The organism is Terrihabitans aquatilis (genome assembly GCF_052542005.1).
On sequence record NZ_JBOCUO010000001.1, the window covers coordinates 1086800 to 1101401 of the forward strand.

A 14602-nucleotide genomic window follows, 5' to 3' on the forward strand; every position below is an offset into this window, starting at 1 on the left:
CCTTTCGGGGAGCCGGCCGGGGGCATCAGATTGGTGAACACAGCGTCTGCCGCTTTTCGCTTCCTCTCGCGTCGTCTTCCGCGTGGGGCAAGCCTGGGACTGGCGGCCCTGCTCGTGACGATCGGCGCGGAAGGCACGCAGAACGCGGTCGCCAACGGCGACACCCGATCGCTCAGCTTCTACCACACCCATTCGCATGAGCGCCTGGCGATCACCTTCAAGAAGAACGGCCGCTACGATCCCGCCGCTCTGAAGAAGCTCAATTATTTCCTTCGCGACTGGCGCAACCAGAAGCAGACCAACATGGATCCGCGTCTGTTCGACGTGATCTGGGAGGTCTACAAGGATTCCGGCGCCCGCAGCGAAGTGCACATCGTCTCGTCCTACCGCTCGCCCGAGACCAATGCCGGCCTCCGCTCGCGCACGTCCGGCGTCGCCAAGAACAGCCAGCACACGCTCGGCAAGGCGATGGACATCCATATTCCCGGCATCAACATGGCCAAGGTGCGCGAGGCGGGCCTGCGCCTGCAACGCGGCGGCGTCGGCTTCTATCCGAAGTCCGGCCTTCCCTTCGTCCATCTCGATGTCGGCAATGTCCGCCATTGGCCGCGCATGACGCGCACCGAACTGGCCCGTGTCTTCCCGGATGGCCGCACCGTGCATGTGCCCTCCGATGGCAAGCCGCTTCAGAATTATGCTCTCGCGCTGGCCGATGTGCGCCGCAGCGGCGCGAGCGTGAAGGGCCAGCCGGCTCCCAAGCAATCCGAGATCCTGATGGCGTCCGCCTCGTCGGGCAGCTCGGGCGGCAATTTCATTTCCCGCCTGCTCGGCGCGGACGAGGATGAGGACAGCGCACCGGCGGCCGCACCAGCCGCTCCTGCGCGGGCCGTCGCCTCTCGCGATCTGAAGTCGGAGACCACCCCGTCGGACAAGCGCGCACCTGAACGTGCGCCCGTGCCCGCGCCGAGCGCCGCCGTCGCCATCGCGCAGGCCGCTCCGGTTCCGGTTCCGGCGGCACGTCCCGCAATGGCCTATGCCGAGCCAGAGGTTCCCGCCGGCCCTCAAATGGCCTGGTCGCGTGGGCCTGAGGCCACGCTTCGCGGCAGCTCCGAGCCCGCTCGTGAGATGGCCGCGCTGTCGACCGCCACCACGCCCGTTTCCGCGCCGGCCCTGCCGATGCCGCGTCCGCAGGCCAATGCCGTCACCCCGGCCGCTGTCGTCGCCCGCGCCGAACCGGCTCCGGTTCCGGTCCCCGTGCTGCGCCCGGCGGCGGAGGCTCCGGTCACCGCGTCCCTGGGAGTTCCGAGCGATCTCGCCGCCCGCCTCGTGGCCAGCGCCATGCGCCGCGTCGCCGGCGCCGAGACACCGGCCGCTCCTGCGGCCAAGCCGGCACCCGCGCCCGTTGCCGTCACGGCGGAAGCAAAGCCCGTCGCCCCGGCCGCTGTGTCTCAGCAGAAATCAGCGCGTGACCAGGACGTGGTGCTCGCCCACCCGCAGGTGGATGCCATCGCGGGCCTGATCGCCCCGCCTGCCGCCATCGTGCCGGCCAGCTTCGGCGCCAATCCCACCGGCGGCCTCCGCAGCGATGCCTTTGCCGGCGCGGCCGTTGTCAATGTCCGCACGGAGCGCTTCGCAGCGTCTCAGCCGCGCGCGGCCCGAATCGTGGATGTGCGCCAGCCTCGCGGCTGACGCACCTTTCATTTCCAGAAAATCGGAAGATGCCGGCCCTCAGGCCGGCATGCCCAGGGCGCTGAGGTAGAGCTCCAGGATCGCATCCTGCTCTTCGCGCTCGGCGGCATCCTGCTTGCGGATCGAGATCACCTTCCGCAGCACCTTAGTGTCGAAACCATTGCCCTTGGCCTCGGCATAGACCTCCTTGATATCGTCGGCGATGCCCTTCTTCTCCTCCTCCAGGCGCTCGATGCGCTCGATGATGGAGAGAAGCTGGTCTTTGGCGACATCGGTGGCGGACATTTCAGAACCTCGGCAACGCGAACGATTGGCGGGTGTTTGACCCGCTAACCCTCGGGCTCGTCAAGCGCACAGCGGCCACAGCCACGAAGTCTGTGGACAGCGGGCACATCTCGCCGCTGGCGAAAGATCAGTGCTGGTGGCTCTCGGCGAAGGCCTTCTGCTGCTCCGGCGTGGCCTCGCTCTGGTGGCGCGCCTTCCACTCCTCATAGCTCATGCCGTAGACGAGATGGCGGCTCTCATCCTTGGAGAGCGGCACGCCACGCTCGTCGGCGGCGTCCTTCATCCAGTTCGACAGGCAATTGCGGCAGAACCCGGCCAGGTTCATCAGGTCGATGTTCTGGACGTCGGTGCGCTCACGCAGATGCGCCACGAGGCGGCGGAACGCGGCCGCTTCCAATTCCGTCTGGGTTTTCGCGTCGATCTCGCTCACATCATCCTCCACGGCCCGGCCGGTCGGCACGCGAGCCCCAATGTTCGACCACATGCAGATGCGGCTGCGCCAGAAGCGGCGTCAGCACACCCGCGAGGCGCTCCGCCCAGGCGTCCTGCCCCACAGGCTCGGAGATGAGGTCCTGACGCACCTCGATTAAGACGTTCGCCAGTCCGCGCAGGGTCGCATGCCGATAACAGGTATCGTTCTTCAGAGCGCCGTCATAAGGCTCGTTGTCGCCGACGATGAGCTCCGCATCCTCACGCAGGCCCGCGATCAGCGGCTGTGCCAGCCTTGGGTCCTGATCCCACAGGATGGCCGCGTGCCAGGGGCGCGGCACGGCCTTCCAATAGGGAGTGAAGCTGTGCATCGACACAATGACGGGGACGGCGCCGGCCGCCTGGGCGCCGTCGATCCAGGCCGCGATCGCATCGTGATAAGGCTGGTGGAAGCGTGCCACGCGATCGGCAATGCCGGCATCATCGATGCGCGCATTTCCCGGAACCACCGCCCCGTCCGACAGGCGCATGACCAGAGTTGGATCGTCGGCGCCGCGGTTGGGATCGATCAGCAGCCGTGAAAAGCCGCAGAACATCGCGGTCGCATCAAGCCGCTCGGCCAGACGCCGCGTAAGCTCCGCCGCGCCGATATCGTAGCCGATGTGCCGGTGAAACTCCGCCTCCGGCAGGCCGAGACGGCCGAACTCATCCGGCACGGCGTGGCTTGCATGGTCGCACAGCAAAAGCACGTCCGGCGCCGCACCGGGGCGGATGTCCACGGGGCCGCGATAGGCATCGAGCGAAAGAGCGGGCTGCATGCGGCGAGCATAGTGACGGGCGCCGCGCTCTGCCATAGGAAGCCCCATGGCACAGCCGTCCCTCCACACCGAAACCGCGCGGTCCTTCGTCAATTCGGCCTTGCTCGCCCTTGTCGCGGGCGCAATCGCCATGGGCGCCTCCCCCATCTTCGTGCGGCTGGCGGAGACCGGCCCGTTCGCAAGCGCGTTCTGGCGTGTCTTCCTCGCTTTGCCGCTTCTGTGGGCGTGGGACCGCTGGGAGCAGAAGCGCGAGGGCATGCCTGTGCCGCTGGTCAAGGCCGCGCGTAATCCCGCGCTCATCCTGGCCGGCCTGCTGTTCGCCGGCGATCTGTTCTTCTGGCATTTCTCCATCACCCATACGAGCGTGGCCAACGCCACATTCTTCGCCACCACCGCGCCGGTATGGGTCGTGCTCGCCACATGGCTCATGGGCGCTGAAATCATCGGCCGGCGCACTCTGGCGGGCCTCGCGCTGGCTTGCGGCGGCGGAGCGCTGCTGGTGGCCGAAAGTTTCGAATTGGCGCCGGGCCGCATCCTCGGCGATCTTTACGGAGCCGTCACCGCGATCTTTTTCGCCGGCTATTTCCTGGCCGTGCGCGCGGCGCGGCAGACGGCAGGCGCGGCGCGAATCATGTTCGTATCGTCCTGCATCACGGCGGCCGTGCTCGGCGCCGTTGCGCTTATTCTCGAAGCCAGTCTATGGCCGGCAAGCATGCAGGGTGTGCTGGCCCTCGTCGCCCTCGCGCTCCTCAGCCATGCCGGTGGCCAGGGCCTGCTGGCCTTCGCGCTCGGCCATCTGCCCGCGACTTTCTCCTCACTTGTTATTTTCCTGGAGGCATTCGCCGCTGCCGGGCTCGGCTGGCTTGTTCTGGGTGAGGGATTGTCGATTTTTCAGCTCGCCGGCGGGCTCATCATCCTGGCTGCCGTGGCCATCGCGCGTCCGCGCAATCACTGATTCCACATCAATCGGGCCCGCTCGCCCCGCTCTCGCCCTTTTTCGCCCGCTGATTGGCGCGTGGAAGGCCCCCGATCCCGGTCATTGACATCACCGCGATTGGAAAGGATACACACACTTGTCTTGTTTAGTCTGTTTGACGCGGGCCGATCACGGATGACGTCGATCTTCGCTCCGCGGCGTCGCGCGCACGGGTGCAAACCCTTCCTTCTCGCGCTCGGCGTCGGTGCTCTGAGTTGTGTTGCCGCTCCGGCGGCCTGGGCCGTGGATTTCCGGTTGTGCAACGCCACGCCGAGCCGCGTGGGCATCTCCATCGGTTACAAGGATGGCGAGACCTGGGTCACCGAAGGCTGGTGGAACGTCGCCGCATCGAGCTGCGAAACGCTGCTGAAAGGCCCCCTCGTCGCCCGATTCTATTACGTCTACGCGATGGATTACGACCGTGGCGGCGAATGGGGCGGCACGTCCTATATGTGCACCCGCGAAAAGGAGTTCACGATTCGCGGCGTCGACAATTGCCTGGCCCGGGGTTTCGCCCGCACCGGCTTCTTCGAGATCGACACAAAGGAGCAGCGCAGCTGGACCGTTCAGCTGACTGATTCGCCCGGCACCGCGAGCAAAACCGAAGCCGGCCCCGAGACCGGGCGCGGCGCAACCGCCGCCGCCTCTCCCAACGGCAACCGTTAGATTTTCACCTAGATTTCCTCGCCCAGCACCTTGTTGGCGAGATTCCGGACCTGATCCTGCAGCCCCTCGAGCTGCGGATGGATGGCCAATGCCCGGCGATAGGCATTTAGAGCCCGACGCTCGTCACCGCTCTGCTCGAGAATGCGCCCCAGAGCCGCCCAGGCCCCGTAATGCCGCGGCTCGTAGCGCAGCGTCTCGCGAATATCGCGCATGGCATGGCCGTAATCGCCGCGCAGGAAGAACAACGTCGCGCGCTTGTTCCAGCCCTCGGCATAATCCGGCTTGGCGTCCAGCGCGGCAGCCAGAAGCTTCATGGCCCCGTCCCGATCATCGGAAGCGGCAAGTTCCAGGGCACGTGCGGTAAGGAGATCGGCGGTATCGCTGCCGGAGCGCTGCCACAAGGCCTCGATGCTGCTCTCATAGCGCTTGGCGTCTTCGGCGCTCGTGGCCGCCGACAGCCTTTCGAACAGCCGATCGAGCCGACCTTGCCGACTGACGGGCGATTCGTCCGTAGCCGCGTGCGACGACAGAATGTGCGCATCGCCCTTGGGCGAATCGGTCGCGTCCTGCGCGTGGGCAGCCGCACCCGGCAGCAGCAGAATGCCGATTGCAAACAGAACAAGGCAGCGCGCTCTCATAGCCATAGGCTAGAGCCCCGCCGCCGTTCCGTCAAAGCACAATACAGGTGGCCGGGCCTCAGCCCTGGCGTGCCTTGAAGCGCTTCTGGGTCTTGTTGATGATGTAGACGCGGCCCTTGCGGCGCACGATACGGTTGTCCCGATGGCGGTCGCGCAGCGACTTCAGGGAATTGCGGATCTTCATCGGTCTCTTGCCTGTTGGTGCGGCGCACGCCGGAAACGATCGCGGCCGCCTGAGCGGCCGGGGTGATTGATGTCAAAGCATCGTGATGTGGCCGGCTATCTAGGCCAAGCCGGCCGAAAATGCAATCCCGAACCGTCCCTCAAGCCACTCCGGCGCGCAACAGATCGTGCACATGCACGATCCCGACCGGCCGGCCCTCCTCGACCACGAAGAGGGCCATGATCTTCGCGGAGTTCAGGATCTCGAGCGCGGCGCTCGCCATGACATCGGGGCCGACGATGCGCGGCGTGCGGGTCATCACCTCGTCGATCGGCCGTTCCAGCAGGCGCGGGTTCATGTGGCGGCGCAGATCGCCGTCGGTGACGATGCCGGCGAGGCGGCCATCCTCCGACACCACGCCGACGCAACCGAAGCTCTTGGTGCTGATCGCGAGGATCGCGTCCGACATCGGCGTGCCGAGGTCCACCAGCGGCACGGCCTCGTTCCGGTGCATCAGATCGCGCACCAGCATCAGGCTGGCTCCCAGCTTGCCGCCCGGGTGGAAGGCCTGAAAATCGGTCGGCGTGAAGCCGCGGCTTTCCAGCAGGGCCACCGCCAGCGCATCTCCGAGGGCAAGCTGCATGGTGGTGGAGGTGGTCGGCGCCAGCCCGTGCGGGCAGGCCTCCGGCGCCTTCGGCAGCACAAGCGCGATGTCGGAATTGCGGGCCAGCGCGCTCTCCGGATTGGAGGTCATGGCGATCAGCTTCACCTTGAAGCGGCGCGTGTGGTGCAGCATGTCGCGCAGCTCCACCGTCTCTCCGGACCACGACAGCGCCAGCACCACGTCCTGCGCGGTGATCATGCCGAGATCGCCATGGCTCGCCTCCGCCGGGTGGACGAAGGAGGATGGCGTGCCGGTCGAGGCGAAGGTCGCGGCAAGCTTGCGGCCCACATGGCCGCTCTTGCCCATGCCGGTCACGATGACGCGGGTCGCGCCGCCGAGCACGTCGACGGCCTGATCCAGCGCCTTGCCGAGCGGGCCGTCGAGCGCTGCGGCCAGACCGCCGAGCCCCTCCATTTCGCAACGCAATGTGCGGCGAGCCGATGAGGCGGAATCGAAGCCGGCCTCGGGCGCGGGTCTGGACAGCACGGGTACACTCCTGCGGAAAGCGCTTCTTTTAGTCCCGCGCCCTCCCCGCATTCAAGCCGCCCTCAATCAAGGATGGAAACGCGGCGTTAACCACACCTGTTCGATTTTCCTTAACCATGTTGGCGGGGCGCGATTCTTTCCGAAGCGATGGGCGGGCAGCTGTGCGCCGCGCCCGGCCGGCTCTGTGCGCCCTGCTGCTGGCGGGCACGCTCGCACTGCCGTCTCGCGGGTCCGCCCAGGAATTGCGCGGCTCCCTGCCGGCCGAGGCGGTCCCCGCAAACATTTCCGCGGAAACCTCCGATGGAACAGATCCCGCAGCGCCTCCGCTGGCGGAAGCCGATCCGTTCGCCGCGAACGCCGCGACGCCGGATGTCGTGGAACCGTCCGCGCCCCTGCCCGAGGCAAGCGCCTTGCCCACGCGCACGCCACGCCGCCGCGCCGAGGAGGAAGACGCCTACGCACCGATTGGCATCCGGACAGGTGCGTTCATCGTCCGTCCGCAGGTCGATCAGAATGTGGGCTACACCGACAACGCCCGGGCCGAGCCGAATGGCGAGGGTTCGGCCTATTCGCGCACGATCGGCCGCCTCGACGTGGAATCCGACTGGCCCCGCCACGTTCTGCGGGGGTCGATACAGGCCGGCTACACCGCCTATCGCGAATTTCCCGATCTCGATGCCCCGGATTTCACCGGCGAGGCCAGCGCGCGCCTCGATGTGCGCCGTGAATTCCAGCTCAACCTGGCCGTCCGCGCCGCGCAGGAAAGCGAAAGCCCGGGCGACCCTGAACTGCCCGATGGCCTCGCGTCGCGTCCGGAGGTTCGTCATCTCGGCGGCACGATCGGCGGCACGCTGAAGCCGAACCGCGCCTCGCTCACCATCGAGGCGCTGGCCGACCGCACGCTCTATGAAGATGCCGAGCTCAACAGCGGCGAGATCGTCAACAATTCCGAGCGCAGCTTCACCGCCTACGAATTGCGCCTGCGCAGCGGCTACGAGATCTCGACCGCGCTGGAGCCGTTCGTGGAAGCCTCGGTGAATCGTCGTGAACGCGATCAGGAGATCGATGCCCTCGGTCTCAGGCGCTCATCGGATGGCTATGAAGTCGCGATCGGCACCCGGTTCGAGCCCAGCGCCCTGCTCACGGTGGTCGGCAAGGTGGGGTATCGCGACCAGATTTCCGACGACCCGTCCTTGCCCCGCATCAACGGCCTTGTGGCCGAGGGCTCGCTGATCTGGCGACCGACGCCGCTCACCACGATCACGCTGACCGCCGACAGCAGCCTCGACGAGACCACTCGTCCGGATACCGCCGGCGCCCTGGTGCGCACCGCGACCGCTGGGATCGAGCATGCGCTGCGGCGCAATCTCCTGCTGAAAAGCAGCCTCGCCTTCCAGCATTCGGATTATTCGGGGATCGATTACAACATCGACGAGATCACGGCGGAGCTCGGCGTCGAATACCGCATGACCCGCACGCTCGCGATCCACGGGCGGGTGGCGCACCACGATTACAACACCACCCTGCCCGGAGAGGATTACACCGCCAACCTCATCGAGGCCGGCATCAGCGTCCGCCGTTGATCAGGCGCCCTTGATGGCCGCGATTTCGGCGCGGAGATCCTTGGCCAAGTCCTCGCGCTCCAGCCCGTAGGCCAGATTGGCGGTCAGGAAGCCGATCTTGGAGCCGCAATCGAAGATGCGGCCATCGAAGCGATAGCCGAAGAAATCCTGTTTCTCCGCCAGCGTCAGCATGGAATCCGTCAGCTGGATTTCACCGCCGGCGCCCGCGCCCTGCTGCGACAGAAGATCGAAGATTTCGGGCTGCAGGATGTAGCGGCCGGAGATCGAATAATTGGAAGGCGCGTCCTCGGCCTTTGGCTTCTCCACCATGGAGGTGATGCGGAAGCCCGGCCCCTTCGCCTCGCCCACGCCCACGATGCCGTACTGGTGCACCTGCTCCTTGGGCACCTCGTTCACCGCCAGCACGTTTCCGCCGCTCTGATTGTAGACCTCGATCATGCCCGCAAGGCAGCTCGGGCCATGGTGAAGCATGTCGGGCAGCAACACCGCGAACGGCTCGTCGCCCACGATATCGCGCGCGCACCACACCGCATGGCCAAGGCCCAGCGGCTCCTGCTGGCGGGTGAAGCTGGTCTGGCCTGCGGCGGGAAGATCGTCCTGCAGCGCCTTCAGCTCCTTTGTCTTGCCGCGCCGCTCGAGCGTGGCTTCCAGTTCGAACTGCTTGTCGAAATGGTCTTCGATGACGCCCTTATTGCGCCCGGTCACGAAGATGAAGTGCTCGATGCCGGCCGCACGGGCCTCGTCCACCACGTGCTGGATCACGGGACGGTCCACCACCGTCAGCATTTCCTTGGGCACCGCCTTGGTGGCGGGGAGGAAGCGGGTGCCGAGACCGGCGACGGGGAAGACTGCTTTGCGGATGCGCTTCATTGGGAAAACTCTGGAGCGTTACAGGGCGTGGCGGGCTTTCCGAAACGGGCGTCGTCTTTGACGTCCGCAGGAAAGTTTAGTCTTTTTAGGGCGCGTCATGCAGAATGGTAAGCCGCAGCATAGTATCGTCCGAATGTGTCGGAGAAATATTTAATGAAAGTGCTGGTCACGGGCGGCGCCGGCTATATCGGCAGCCACATGGTTCACGAACTGCTCGATGCGGGCGAGCAGGTGGTCGTGCTGGACGATCTCTCCACGGGTTATCGCTGGGCGGTGCCGCCGGAAGCGGTGTTCGTGCAGGGCGACGTCTGCGACGGACCGCTCGTCGAGCGCATCATCGCCGAACACCGGATCGAGGCCATCGTCCATTTCGCGGCCCGCATCGTGGTGCCGGATTCGGTGGCCGATCCGCTGCATTATTATCTGGCCAACACCGCCAAGACCCGCAATCTGCTGGAAGCCGCCGTCCGCTCGGGCGTGCACAACATCGTCTTCTCGTCAACGGCGGCCGTCTACGGCAACCCCGTCGTCAATCCTGTGGGCGAGGACGCAGTGCCCGCGCCGATGTCGCCCTACGGCACATCCAAGCTGATGTCGGAATGGATGCTGCGCGACGCAGCCTTTGCCCACGATCTGCGCTATGTGGTGCTGCGCTATTTCAACGTTGCGGGCGCCGATCCGAAGGGCCGCACCGGCCAGTCGATGCCGAACGCCACCCACCTCATCAAGGTCGCCACCCAGACGGCGCTCGGCCAGCGGGCCGAGATGAACGTCTTCGGAACCGATTACGAAACGCGCGACGGCACCTGCGTACGCGATTACATCCACGTCACCGATCTCATCAGCGCCCATATGTGCGCGCTGCGCCATCTGCAGAACGGCGGCGAGAGCCTCACCCTCAATTGCGGCTACGGCACCGGCCATTCGGTGCTGGAGGTGATCGATTCCGTGAAGCGTGTCTCGGGCGTCGACTTCGCCGTCAATCTCGCACCGCGCCGCCCGGGCGATCCGGCCAAGATCGTGGCGCAGGCCGACCGCATCCGGCGCATCCTGCTCTGGCAGCCCGAGCACGACGATCTCGACCGGATCGTTGCCGGCGCGCTCGATTGGGAGCGCCGTCTTCACAATCAAGGCATCGGTTCATCGTAAACAGCCGAATACGAGCCGCGTTTACCATACGGAAACCATGATGGCGCTGTTTTAAGGAAGAGGAAACCAAGCCGGAATTCCGGCGAACGATGGAGCCAGCCCCTTATGCGACGTCTGCATGCAGAACAGCCGCACGGACATGGATATTCGGCACGCCCGGCATTCCGGCGTGCCGTTCTGGCACTTGCGGTTTCAGCCGTAACCACGTTCTCGGCCGCAGCGCCGGCGCTGGCCAATTTCCAGAACTTCGTCGACCGCCTCTGGATCGACGCCCAGAAGCACGGCGTGCCGCGTCAGGTCTTCAACGAGGCCTTCCGCGGCGTCACGCCGGATCCCTCGATTCTGGCACAGACCCGCAAGCAGGCGGAGTTCACTTCCACCTCCGCTCAATACATCTCCAAACGCGCCTCCGACCTCCGCATCGAGAAGGGCCGCGCCAAGGCGCAGGAACTCGACCGCGTCCTGCGCGCCATCGAGGCGCGTTACGGCGTCGATCGTTTCATCGTGCTCTCAGTGTGGGGCAACGAGACCAATTACGGCGGCTTTCTCGGCGGCCATTCCGTCATCCGCGCGCTGTCGACGCTCGCCTATGGCGGCTATCGCGAGGCGTATTTCCGCAAGGAATTGCTGCACGCGCTCGACATCCTCGCCCAGCGCCACACCGATCCCAAGCACATGATCGGCTCGTGGGCGGGCGCGATGGGTCACACCCAGTTCATGCCGTCGAGCTTCAAGGCCTACGCGGCCGATTTCGACGGCGACGGCCGCCGCGACATCTGGACGAACATTCCCGATGCGCTCGCCTCCACCGCCAATTACCTGAAGGTCCACGGCTGGCGGCCCGGCGAGACCTGGGGCTACGAGGTCGTCCTCCCGCAGGGCTTCAGCGCCGCGCAGGCCAATCGCACCGCCAGTCTTGCCCAATGGCAATCGCTCGGCGTGCGGCGCGCCAACGGCGCGGCCTTCCCCCGCCCTTCCGATCAGGGCCGCCTCATCCTGCCCGGCGGTCTCACCGGCCCCGCTTTCGTCGTCCTGCCGAATTTCCGCGTCATCAAGCGCTACAACAACGCCGACAATTACGCCCTTGTCGTCGGCCATCTCGCCGATCGCATCCGTGGCGCCGGCCCCTTCGTCACGCCGTGGCCGGAAGACCAATTGCTGACGCAGAAGGAGCGTGAGGAAATCCAGACCCATCTGTCGCGGCGCGGCTATGCCATCGGCACGGTCGACGGCAAGTTCGGCCCGCAGACGCGCACCGCCATCCGCCAGTTCCAGGCCGCCGCGGGGCTCGAACCGAACGGCAATGGCAGCCTTGCCATGCTGGAGCGTTTGCGCACGGCCTATTGACCGGGTAGCTTCCCGACAGGCAGCCCCTGTGGGGGCGGGAATTCCTGCGGAAACCGGAACATGGCCACGGCTTTCCCGCGCATGCTTGCGGGGCTTGTCATCCTCATCCTCATCATGACGGGCGTTCCCCTGACGCCCGCCGAGGCGCAATTGTTCGGCCCGCCGCGCGGCGAGCGCCAGGAGCAGCCGCCGCCGCGTCAGCGCGTCCAGCAGCGGTCGGCTCAGCAGCCCCCCCCTCAGGAAGCGCGCCGCCCCAATTTCTTCGAGCGCCTGTTCGGCACGCGCCGGAGCGAAGAGCCGCCGGGCGCGAGACCCGGACAGCAGTTCCGCGGCACGGTCCCACGCTCGGCCACGCCCCGCCCAAACCGCACGAACCGCACCGATTCCGCCGCGCCCGCCGCCGCCGCGAAGCGCAAGGTGGAGCCGACCACCTTCGTCGCGGTGCTCGGTGATTCGCTTGCCCGCGATCTCGCCAAGGGTCTCGATCAGGCGCTCGAAGAGCGTCCCGAAGTGGGGCTGGTGCGCGAGATCCGTCCCGGTGTCGGCTTCCTGAAAGAGACCGACCGCAGCTGGAAAGCCATCGCCGACGATGTGCTGAACCGCACGCCACCCATGGCCGCCGCAGTGGTCTTCATGGGTCCACACGACGATCCGCCAGTGAAAGGCAAGGCCGAGCAGCCCGCGGATTCCGGCATTTCGCCGTGGACCGACCTCTACGCCGCCCGCGTCGACGACATCACCCTCGCCTTCCGGCTCAAGGGCATCCCTCTTTTGTGGGTCGGCCTGCCGCCGGTCGCCGACGCCCGCGTCAATGCCGACAACGCCTTCCTCAACGAGCTCGTCCAGCAGCGGGTGACATCGCTCGGCGCCACCTTCATCGACGTCTGGGAAGGCTTCGTCGACGAGGACGAAGCCTTCACCGCGCAAGGCCCCAATCTCGGCGGCCAGATCGTGCGGCTGCGCACGGCCGACGGCGTCCATTTCACGGAAGAAGGCGCCGGCAAGCTCGCTCATTACGTCGAGCTGGAATTGCGCAATTACCTGATCTCGAAAGATGACGGCACGGCTCTCGCCGACGTCGCCAAGGAGATCGAGGCGGTTCCGATCACGCCGGGTTCCAGCCGCATCCTGCTGCTGGGCGAAGCGCCCCGCACCCCCGGCGCCCAATTGGTGCCGGCCTCGGCTCCGGCAAACGTGCAATTGGCGCCCGAGACGCAGATCGCGGCCCGCGCCTTGACCACGGGCGAGGCGATCGCCTCAAAGCCCGGACGCGCCGACGACTTTACATGGAACTCGTTCGCCACGCCCTGAACCGGCCTGGCACGACCTCACGAAAAAGCCCGGCCGAAGCCGGGCTTTTTACATTTGCCTGAAGCGATCCCATCAGGTGCGCGGCAGCACCGAGGATCCCATCAGGAACGCGTCCACCGCATGGGCCGCCTGACGGCCTTCGCGAATGGCCCACACGACCAGAGACTGGCCGCGTCGCATGTCACCGGCCACAAACACGTTCGGGACCGAGGTCTCGTAGCTCTTCGTATTCGCGATGACATTGCCGCGCGCGTCGAGCGACACGCCGAGCTCGGTCAGCATGCCCTCGCGGATCGGGTGCACGAAGCCCATTGCGAGAAACACGATGTCGGCGGGGATATGGAATTCGGTGCCGGGCACGGGCTTGAAGGCCGCATCCACACGCACGCAATTCAGGCCCGTTACGCGGCCGTTCTCGCCCGAGAAGCTCTGCGTCAGCACCGCGAAGTCGCGCTCTGCGCCTTCCTGATGGCTGGACGAGGTGCGCAGCTTCAGCGGCCAATCCGGCCAGGTCATCAGCTTGTTCTCGCGGGTCGGCGGCAGGGGCAGGATTTCAAGCTGCGTCACCGACACCGCACCCTGACGCACCGAGGTGCCGATGCAGTCCGAGCCGGTATCGCCGCCGCCGATCACCACCACATTCTTGCCCGTGGCCAGAATCGGGTCGCGCACATCGGTGTTTTCGCCCGAGACGCGGCGGTTCGACTGCGCCAGGAAGTCCATGGCGAAATACACGCCCGAAAGCTCGCGGCCCGGCACCGGCAGATCGCGCGGCGTCTCCGAACCGCCGGTCAGGATGACGGAATCGTAGTCCTCGGACAGCTTCGCGGCGGGCATGTCGACGCCGACATTCACACCGTAATGGAAGGTGACACCCTCCTCCTCCATCTGCCGCACCCGGCGGTCGATGATGTGCTTTTCCATTTTGAAGTCGGGGATGCCATAGCGCAGCAGGCCGCCGGCGCGCGCGTTCTTCTCGAACACATGCACATCGTGCCCCGCGCGAGCCAATTGCTGCGCCGCCGCCATGCCGGCCGGGCCGGAACCGATGACGGCCACACGCCGCCCGGTCTTCTCGCGCAGCGACACCGGCCCCAGCCAGCCGTTCTCCCAGGCCTTGTCGGCAATGGCGCATTCGATGGTCTTGATCGTGACCGGCTGGTCGATGAGGTTCAGCGTGCAGGACGCCTCGCACGGAGCCGGGCAGACACGGCCGGTGAATTCCGGGAAATTGTTGGTGGAGTGCAGGTTGCGGGCCGCCTCCTCCCAATCGTCGTGATAGACGAGGTCGTTCCAGTCCGGGATCTGGTTATGCACCGGGCAGCCATTGTGGCAGTACGGGATGCCGCAATCCATGCAGCGCGCCGCCTGCGTCTTCGTGCCCTCGTCGCCCAGCGGCACCACGAATTCGCGATAATCGCGCACGCGCTCGGCCACCGGCTCGTAGGTGCGATCCTGCCGCTCGATCTCCAGGAAGCCCGTGATCTTGCCCATTGTCCTGCCCGCCCACATTCTCTGGCGCAGCGCC

15 protein-coding genes are annotated in these 14602 nt (G+C 66.3%); 7 read left to right on the top strand and 8 right to left on the bottom strand.

Going from position 1 to position 14602, the window contains the following annotated elements; translation table 11 throughout:
- The first annotated feature begins 33 nt into the window (after positions 1-33).
- Complete coding sequence (locus ACQ6S1_RS05610; RefSeq protein ID WP_445040149.1) at positions 34-1689, top strand: peptidoglycan L,D-endopeptidase MepK; 1656 nt, start codon at positions 34-36, stop codon at positions 1687-1689.
- 39 nt (positions 1690-1728) lie between these two features.
- Here ACQ6S1_RS05610 and ACQ6S1_RS05615 read toward each other — a convergent pair whose 3' ends face one another.
- The 3 genes from ACQ6S1_RS05615 to ACQ6S1_RS05625 all read right to left on the bottom strand — a co-directional run bounded on the left by ACQ6S1_RS05615 (position 1729) and on the right by ACQ6S1_RS05625 (position 3257).
- On the bottom strand, positions 1729-1974 hold the full coding sequence (locus ACQ6S1_RS05615; RefSeq protein WP_445040150.1) for a DUF2312 domain-containing protein: 246 nt from the start codon (positions 1972-1974) through the stop codon (positions 1729-1731).
- A gap of 127 nt (positions 1975-2101) precedes the next feature.
- Entirely contained in the window at positions 2102-2395 is a 294-nt protein-coding gene (locus ACQ6S1_RS05620) for a DUF1244 domain-containing protein (protein ID WP_445040276.1), read from the bottom strand.
- 10 nt (positions 2396-2405) lie between these two features.
- Positions 2406-3257: an N-formylglutamate amidohydrolase gene (locus ACQ6S1_RS05625; protein WP_445040151.1), complete on the bottom strand. Its 852-nt coding sequence runs from the start codon at positions 3255-3257 to the stop codon at positions 2406-2408.
- Between the two features lie 10 nt (positions 3258-3267).
- Here ACQ6S1_RS05625 and ACQ6S1_RS05630 point away from each other — a divergent pair, with 10 nt between their 5' ends.
- Positions 3268-4176 carry a DMT family transporter gene (locus tag ACQ6S1_RS05630; RefSeq protein WP_445040152.1) on the top strand — a complete coding sequence of 303 codons (909 nt, stop codon included), beginning with the start codon at positions 3268-3270 and terminating at the stop codon, positions 4174-4176.
- A gap of 156 nt (positions 4177-4332) precedes the next feature.
- Positions 4333-4863, top strand: coding sequence for a DUF1036 domain-containing protein (locus ACQ6S1_RS05635; RefSeq protein ID WP_445040153.1), 531 nt, complete (start codon positions 4333-4335; stop codon positions 4861-4863).
- An 8-nt stretch (positions 4864-4871) separates the two neighbouring features.
- Here the strand turns inward: ACQ6S1_RS05635 and ACQ6S1_RS05640 are convergent, their stop codons facing one another.
- The 3 genes from ACQ6S1_RS05640 to ACQ6S1_RS05650 form a co-directional block, all read right to left on the bottom strand.
- Positions 4872-5501 (bottom strand): tetratricopeptide repeat protein, encoded by a 630-nt coding sequence (locus ACQ6S1_RS05640; RefSeq protein ID WP_445040154.1) that lies wholly within the window; start codon positions 5499-5501, stop codon positions 4872-4874.
- 58 nt (positions 5502-5559) lie between these two features.
- Positions 5560-5685 (bottom strand): type B 50S ribosomal protein L36, encoded by a 126-nt coding sequence (gene ykgO / locus ACQ6S1_RS05645; RefSeq protein WP_114957376.1) that lies wholly within the window; start codon positions 5683-5685, stop codon positions 5560-5562.
- Positions 5686-5824: 139 nt separating this feature from the next.
- Entirely contained in the window at positions 5825-6865 is a 1041-nt protein-coding gene (locus tag ACQ6S1_RS05650) for a KpsF/GutQ family sugar-phosphate isomerase (RefSeq protein ID WP_445040155.1), read from the bottom strand.
- 110 nt (positions 6866-6975) lie between these two features.
- Here ACQ6S1_RS05650 and ACQ6S1_RS05655 point away from each other — a divergent pair, with 110 nt between their 5' ends.
- Positions 6976-8397, top strand: a complete 1422-nt coding sequence (locus tag ACQ6S1_RS05655) for an outer membrane beta-barrel protein (RefSeq protein ID WP_445040156.1) — start codon at positions 6976-6978, stop codon at positions 8395-8397.
- Here the strand turns inward: ACQ6S1_RS05655 and galU are convergent, their stop codons facing one another.
- Positions 8398-9267, bottom strand: a complete 870-nt coding sequence (galU, locus tag ACQ6S1_RS05660) for a UTP--glucose-1-phosphate uridylyltransferase GalU (protein ID WP_445040157.1) — start codon at positions 9265-9267, stop codon at positions 8398-8400.
- A 153-nt stretch (positions 9268-9420) separates the two neighbouring features.
- Between galU and galE the strand changes: the two genes are divergently transcribed.
- The 3 genes from galE (at position 9421) to ACQ6S1_RS05675 (ending at position 13074) form a co-directional block, all read left to right on the top strand.
- Positions 9421-10416 (top strand): UDP-glucose 4-epimerase GalE, encoded by a 996-nt coding sequence (gene galE, locus ACQ6S1_RS05665; RefSeq protein ID WP_445040158.1) that lies wholly within the window; start codon positions 9421-9423, stop codon positions 10414-10416.
- A 105-nt stretch (positions 10417-10521) separates the two neighbouring features.
- Positions 10522-11763: a lytic murein transglycosylase gene (locus ACQ6S1_RS05670; protein WP_445040159.1), complete on the top strand. Its 1242-nt coding sequence runs from the start codon at positions 10522-10524 to the stop codon at positions 11761-11763.
- Positions 11764-11823: 60 nt separating this feature from the next.
- Positions 11824-13074: an SGNH/GDSL hydrolase family protein gene (locus ACQ6S1_RS05675; RefSeq protein ID WP_445040160.1), complete on the top strand. Its 1251-nt coding sequence runs from the start codon at positions 11824-11826 to the stop codon at positions 13072-13074.
- Positions 13075-13146: 72 nt separating this feature from the next.
- On the opposite strand, the gene ACQ6S1_RS05680 is transcribed toward ACQ6S1_RS05675, so the two are convergent.
- Positions 13147-14568, bottom strand: a complete 1422-nt coding sequence (locus ACQ6S1_RS05680) for a glutamate synthase subunit beta (protein ID WP_445040161.1) — start codon at positions 14566-14568, stop codon at positions 13147-13149.
- Positions 14569-14602 lie beyond the last annotated feature (34 nt).

Bases quoted from the DNA above. Each gene is read 5' to 3' on its own strand.
- ykgO (WP_114957376.1), bottom strand. From the start codon at position 5,685: ATGAAGATCCGCAATTCCCTGAAGTCGCTGCGCGACCGCCATCGGGAC.
- ACQ6S1_RS05650 (WP_445040155.1), bottom strand. From the start codon at position 6,865: ATGCGGGGAGGGCGCGGGACTAAAAGAAGCGCTTTCCGCAGGAGTGTA.
- galU (WP_445040157.1), bottom strand. From the start codon at position 9,267: ATGAAGCGCATCCGCAAAGCAGTCTTCCCCGTCGCCGGTCTCGGCACC.
- ACQ6S1_RS05675 (WP_445040160.1), top strand. From the start codon at position 11,824: ATGGCCACGGCTTTCCCGCGCATGCTTGCGGGGCTTGTCATCCTCATC.
- ACQ6S1_RS05615 (WP_445040150.1), bottom strand. From the start codon at position 1,974: ATGTCCGCCACCGATGTCGCCAAAGACCAGCTTCTCTCCATCATCGAG.
- ACQ6S1_RS05635 (WP_445040153.1), top strand. From the start codon at position 4,333: ATGACGTCGATCTTCGCTCCGCGGCGTCGCGCGCACGGGTGCAAACCC.
- ACQ6S1_RS05680 (WP_445040161.1), bottom strand. From the start codon at position 14,568: ATGGGCAAGATCACGGGCTTCCTGGAGATCGAGCGGCAGGATCGCACC.
- galE (WP_445040158.1), top strand. From the start codon at position 9,421: ATGAAAGTGCTGGTCACGGGCGGCGCCGGCTATATCGGCAGCCACATG.
- ACQ6S1_RS05640 (WP_445040154.1), bottom strand. From the start codon at position 5,501: ATGAGAGCGCGCTGCCTTGTTCTGTTTGCAATCGGCATTCTGCTGCTG.
- ACQ6S1_RS05625 (WP_445040151.1), bottom strand. From the start codon at position 3,257: ATGGCAGAGCGCGGCGCCCGTCACTATGCTCGCCGCATGCAGCCCGCT.
- ACQ6S1_RS05670 (WP_445040159.1), top strand. From the start codon at position 10,522: ATGCGACGTCTGCATGCAGAACAGCCGCACGGACATGGATATTCGGCA.
- ACQ6S1_RS05630 (WP_445040152.1), top strand. From the start codon at position 3,268: ATGGCACAGCCGTCCCTCCACACCGAAACCGCGCGGTCCTTCGTCAAT.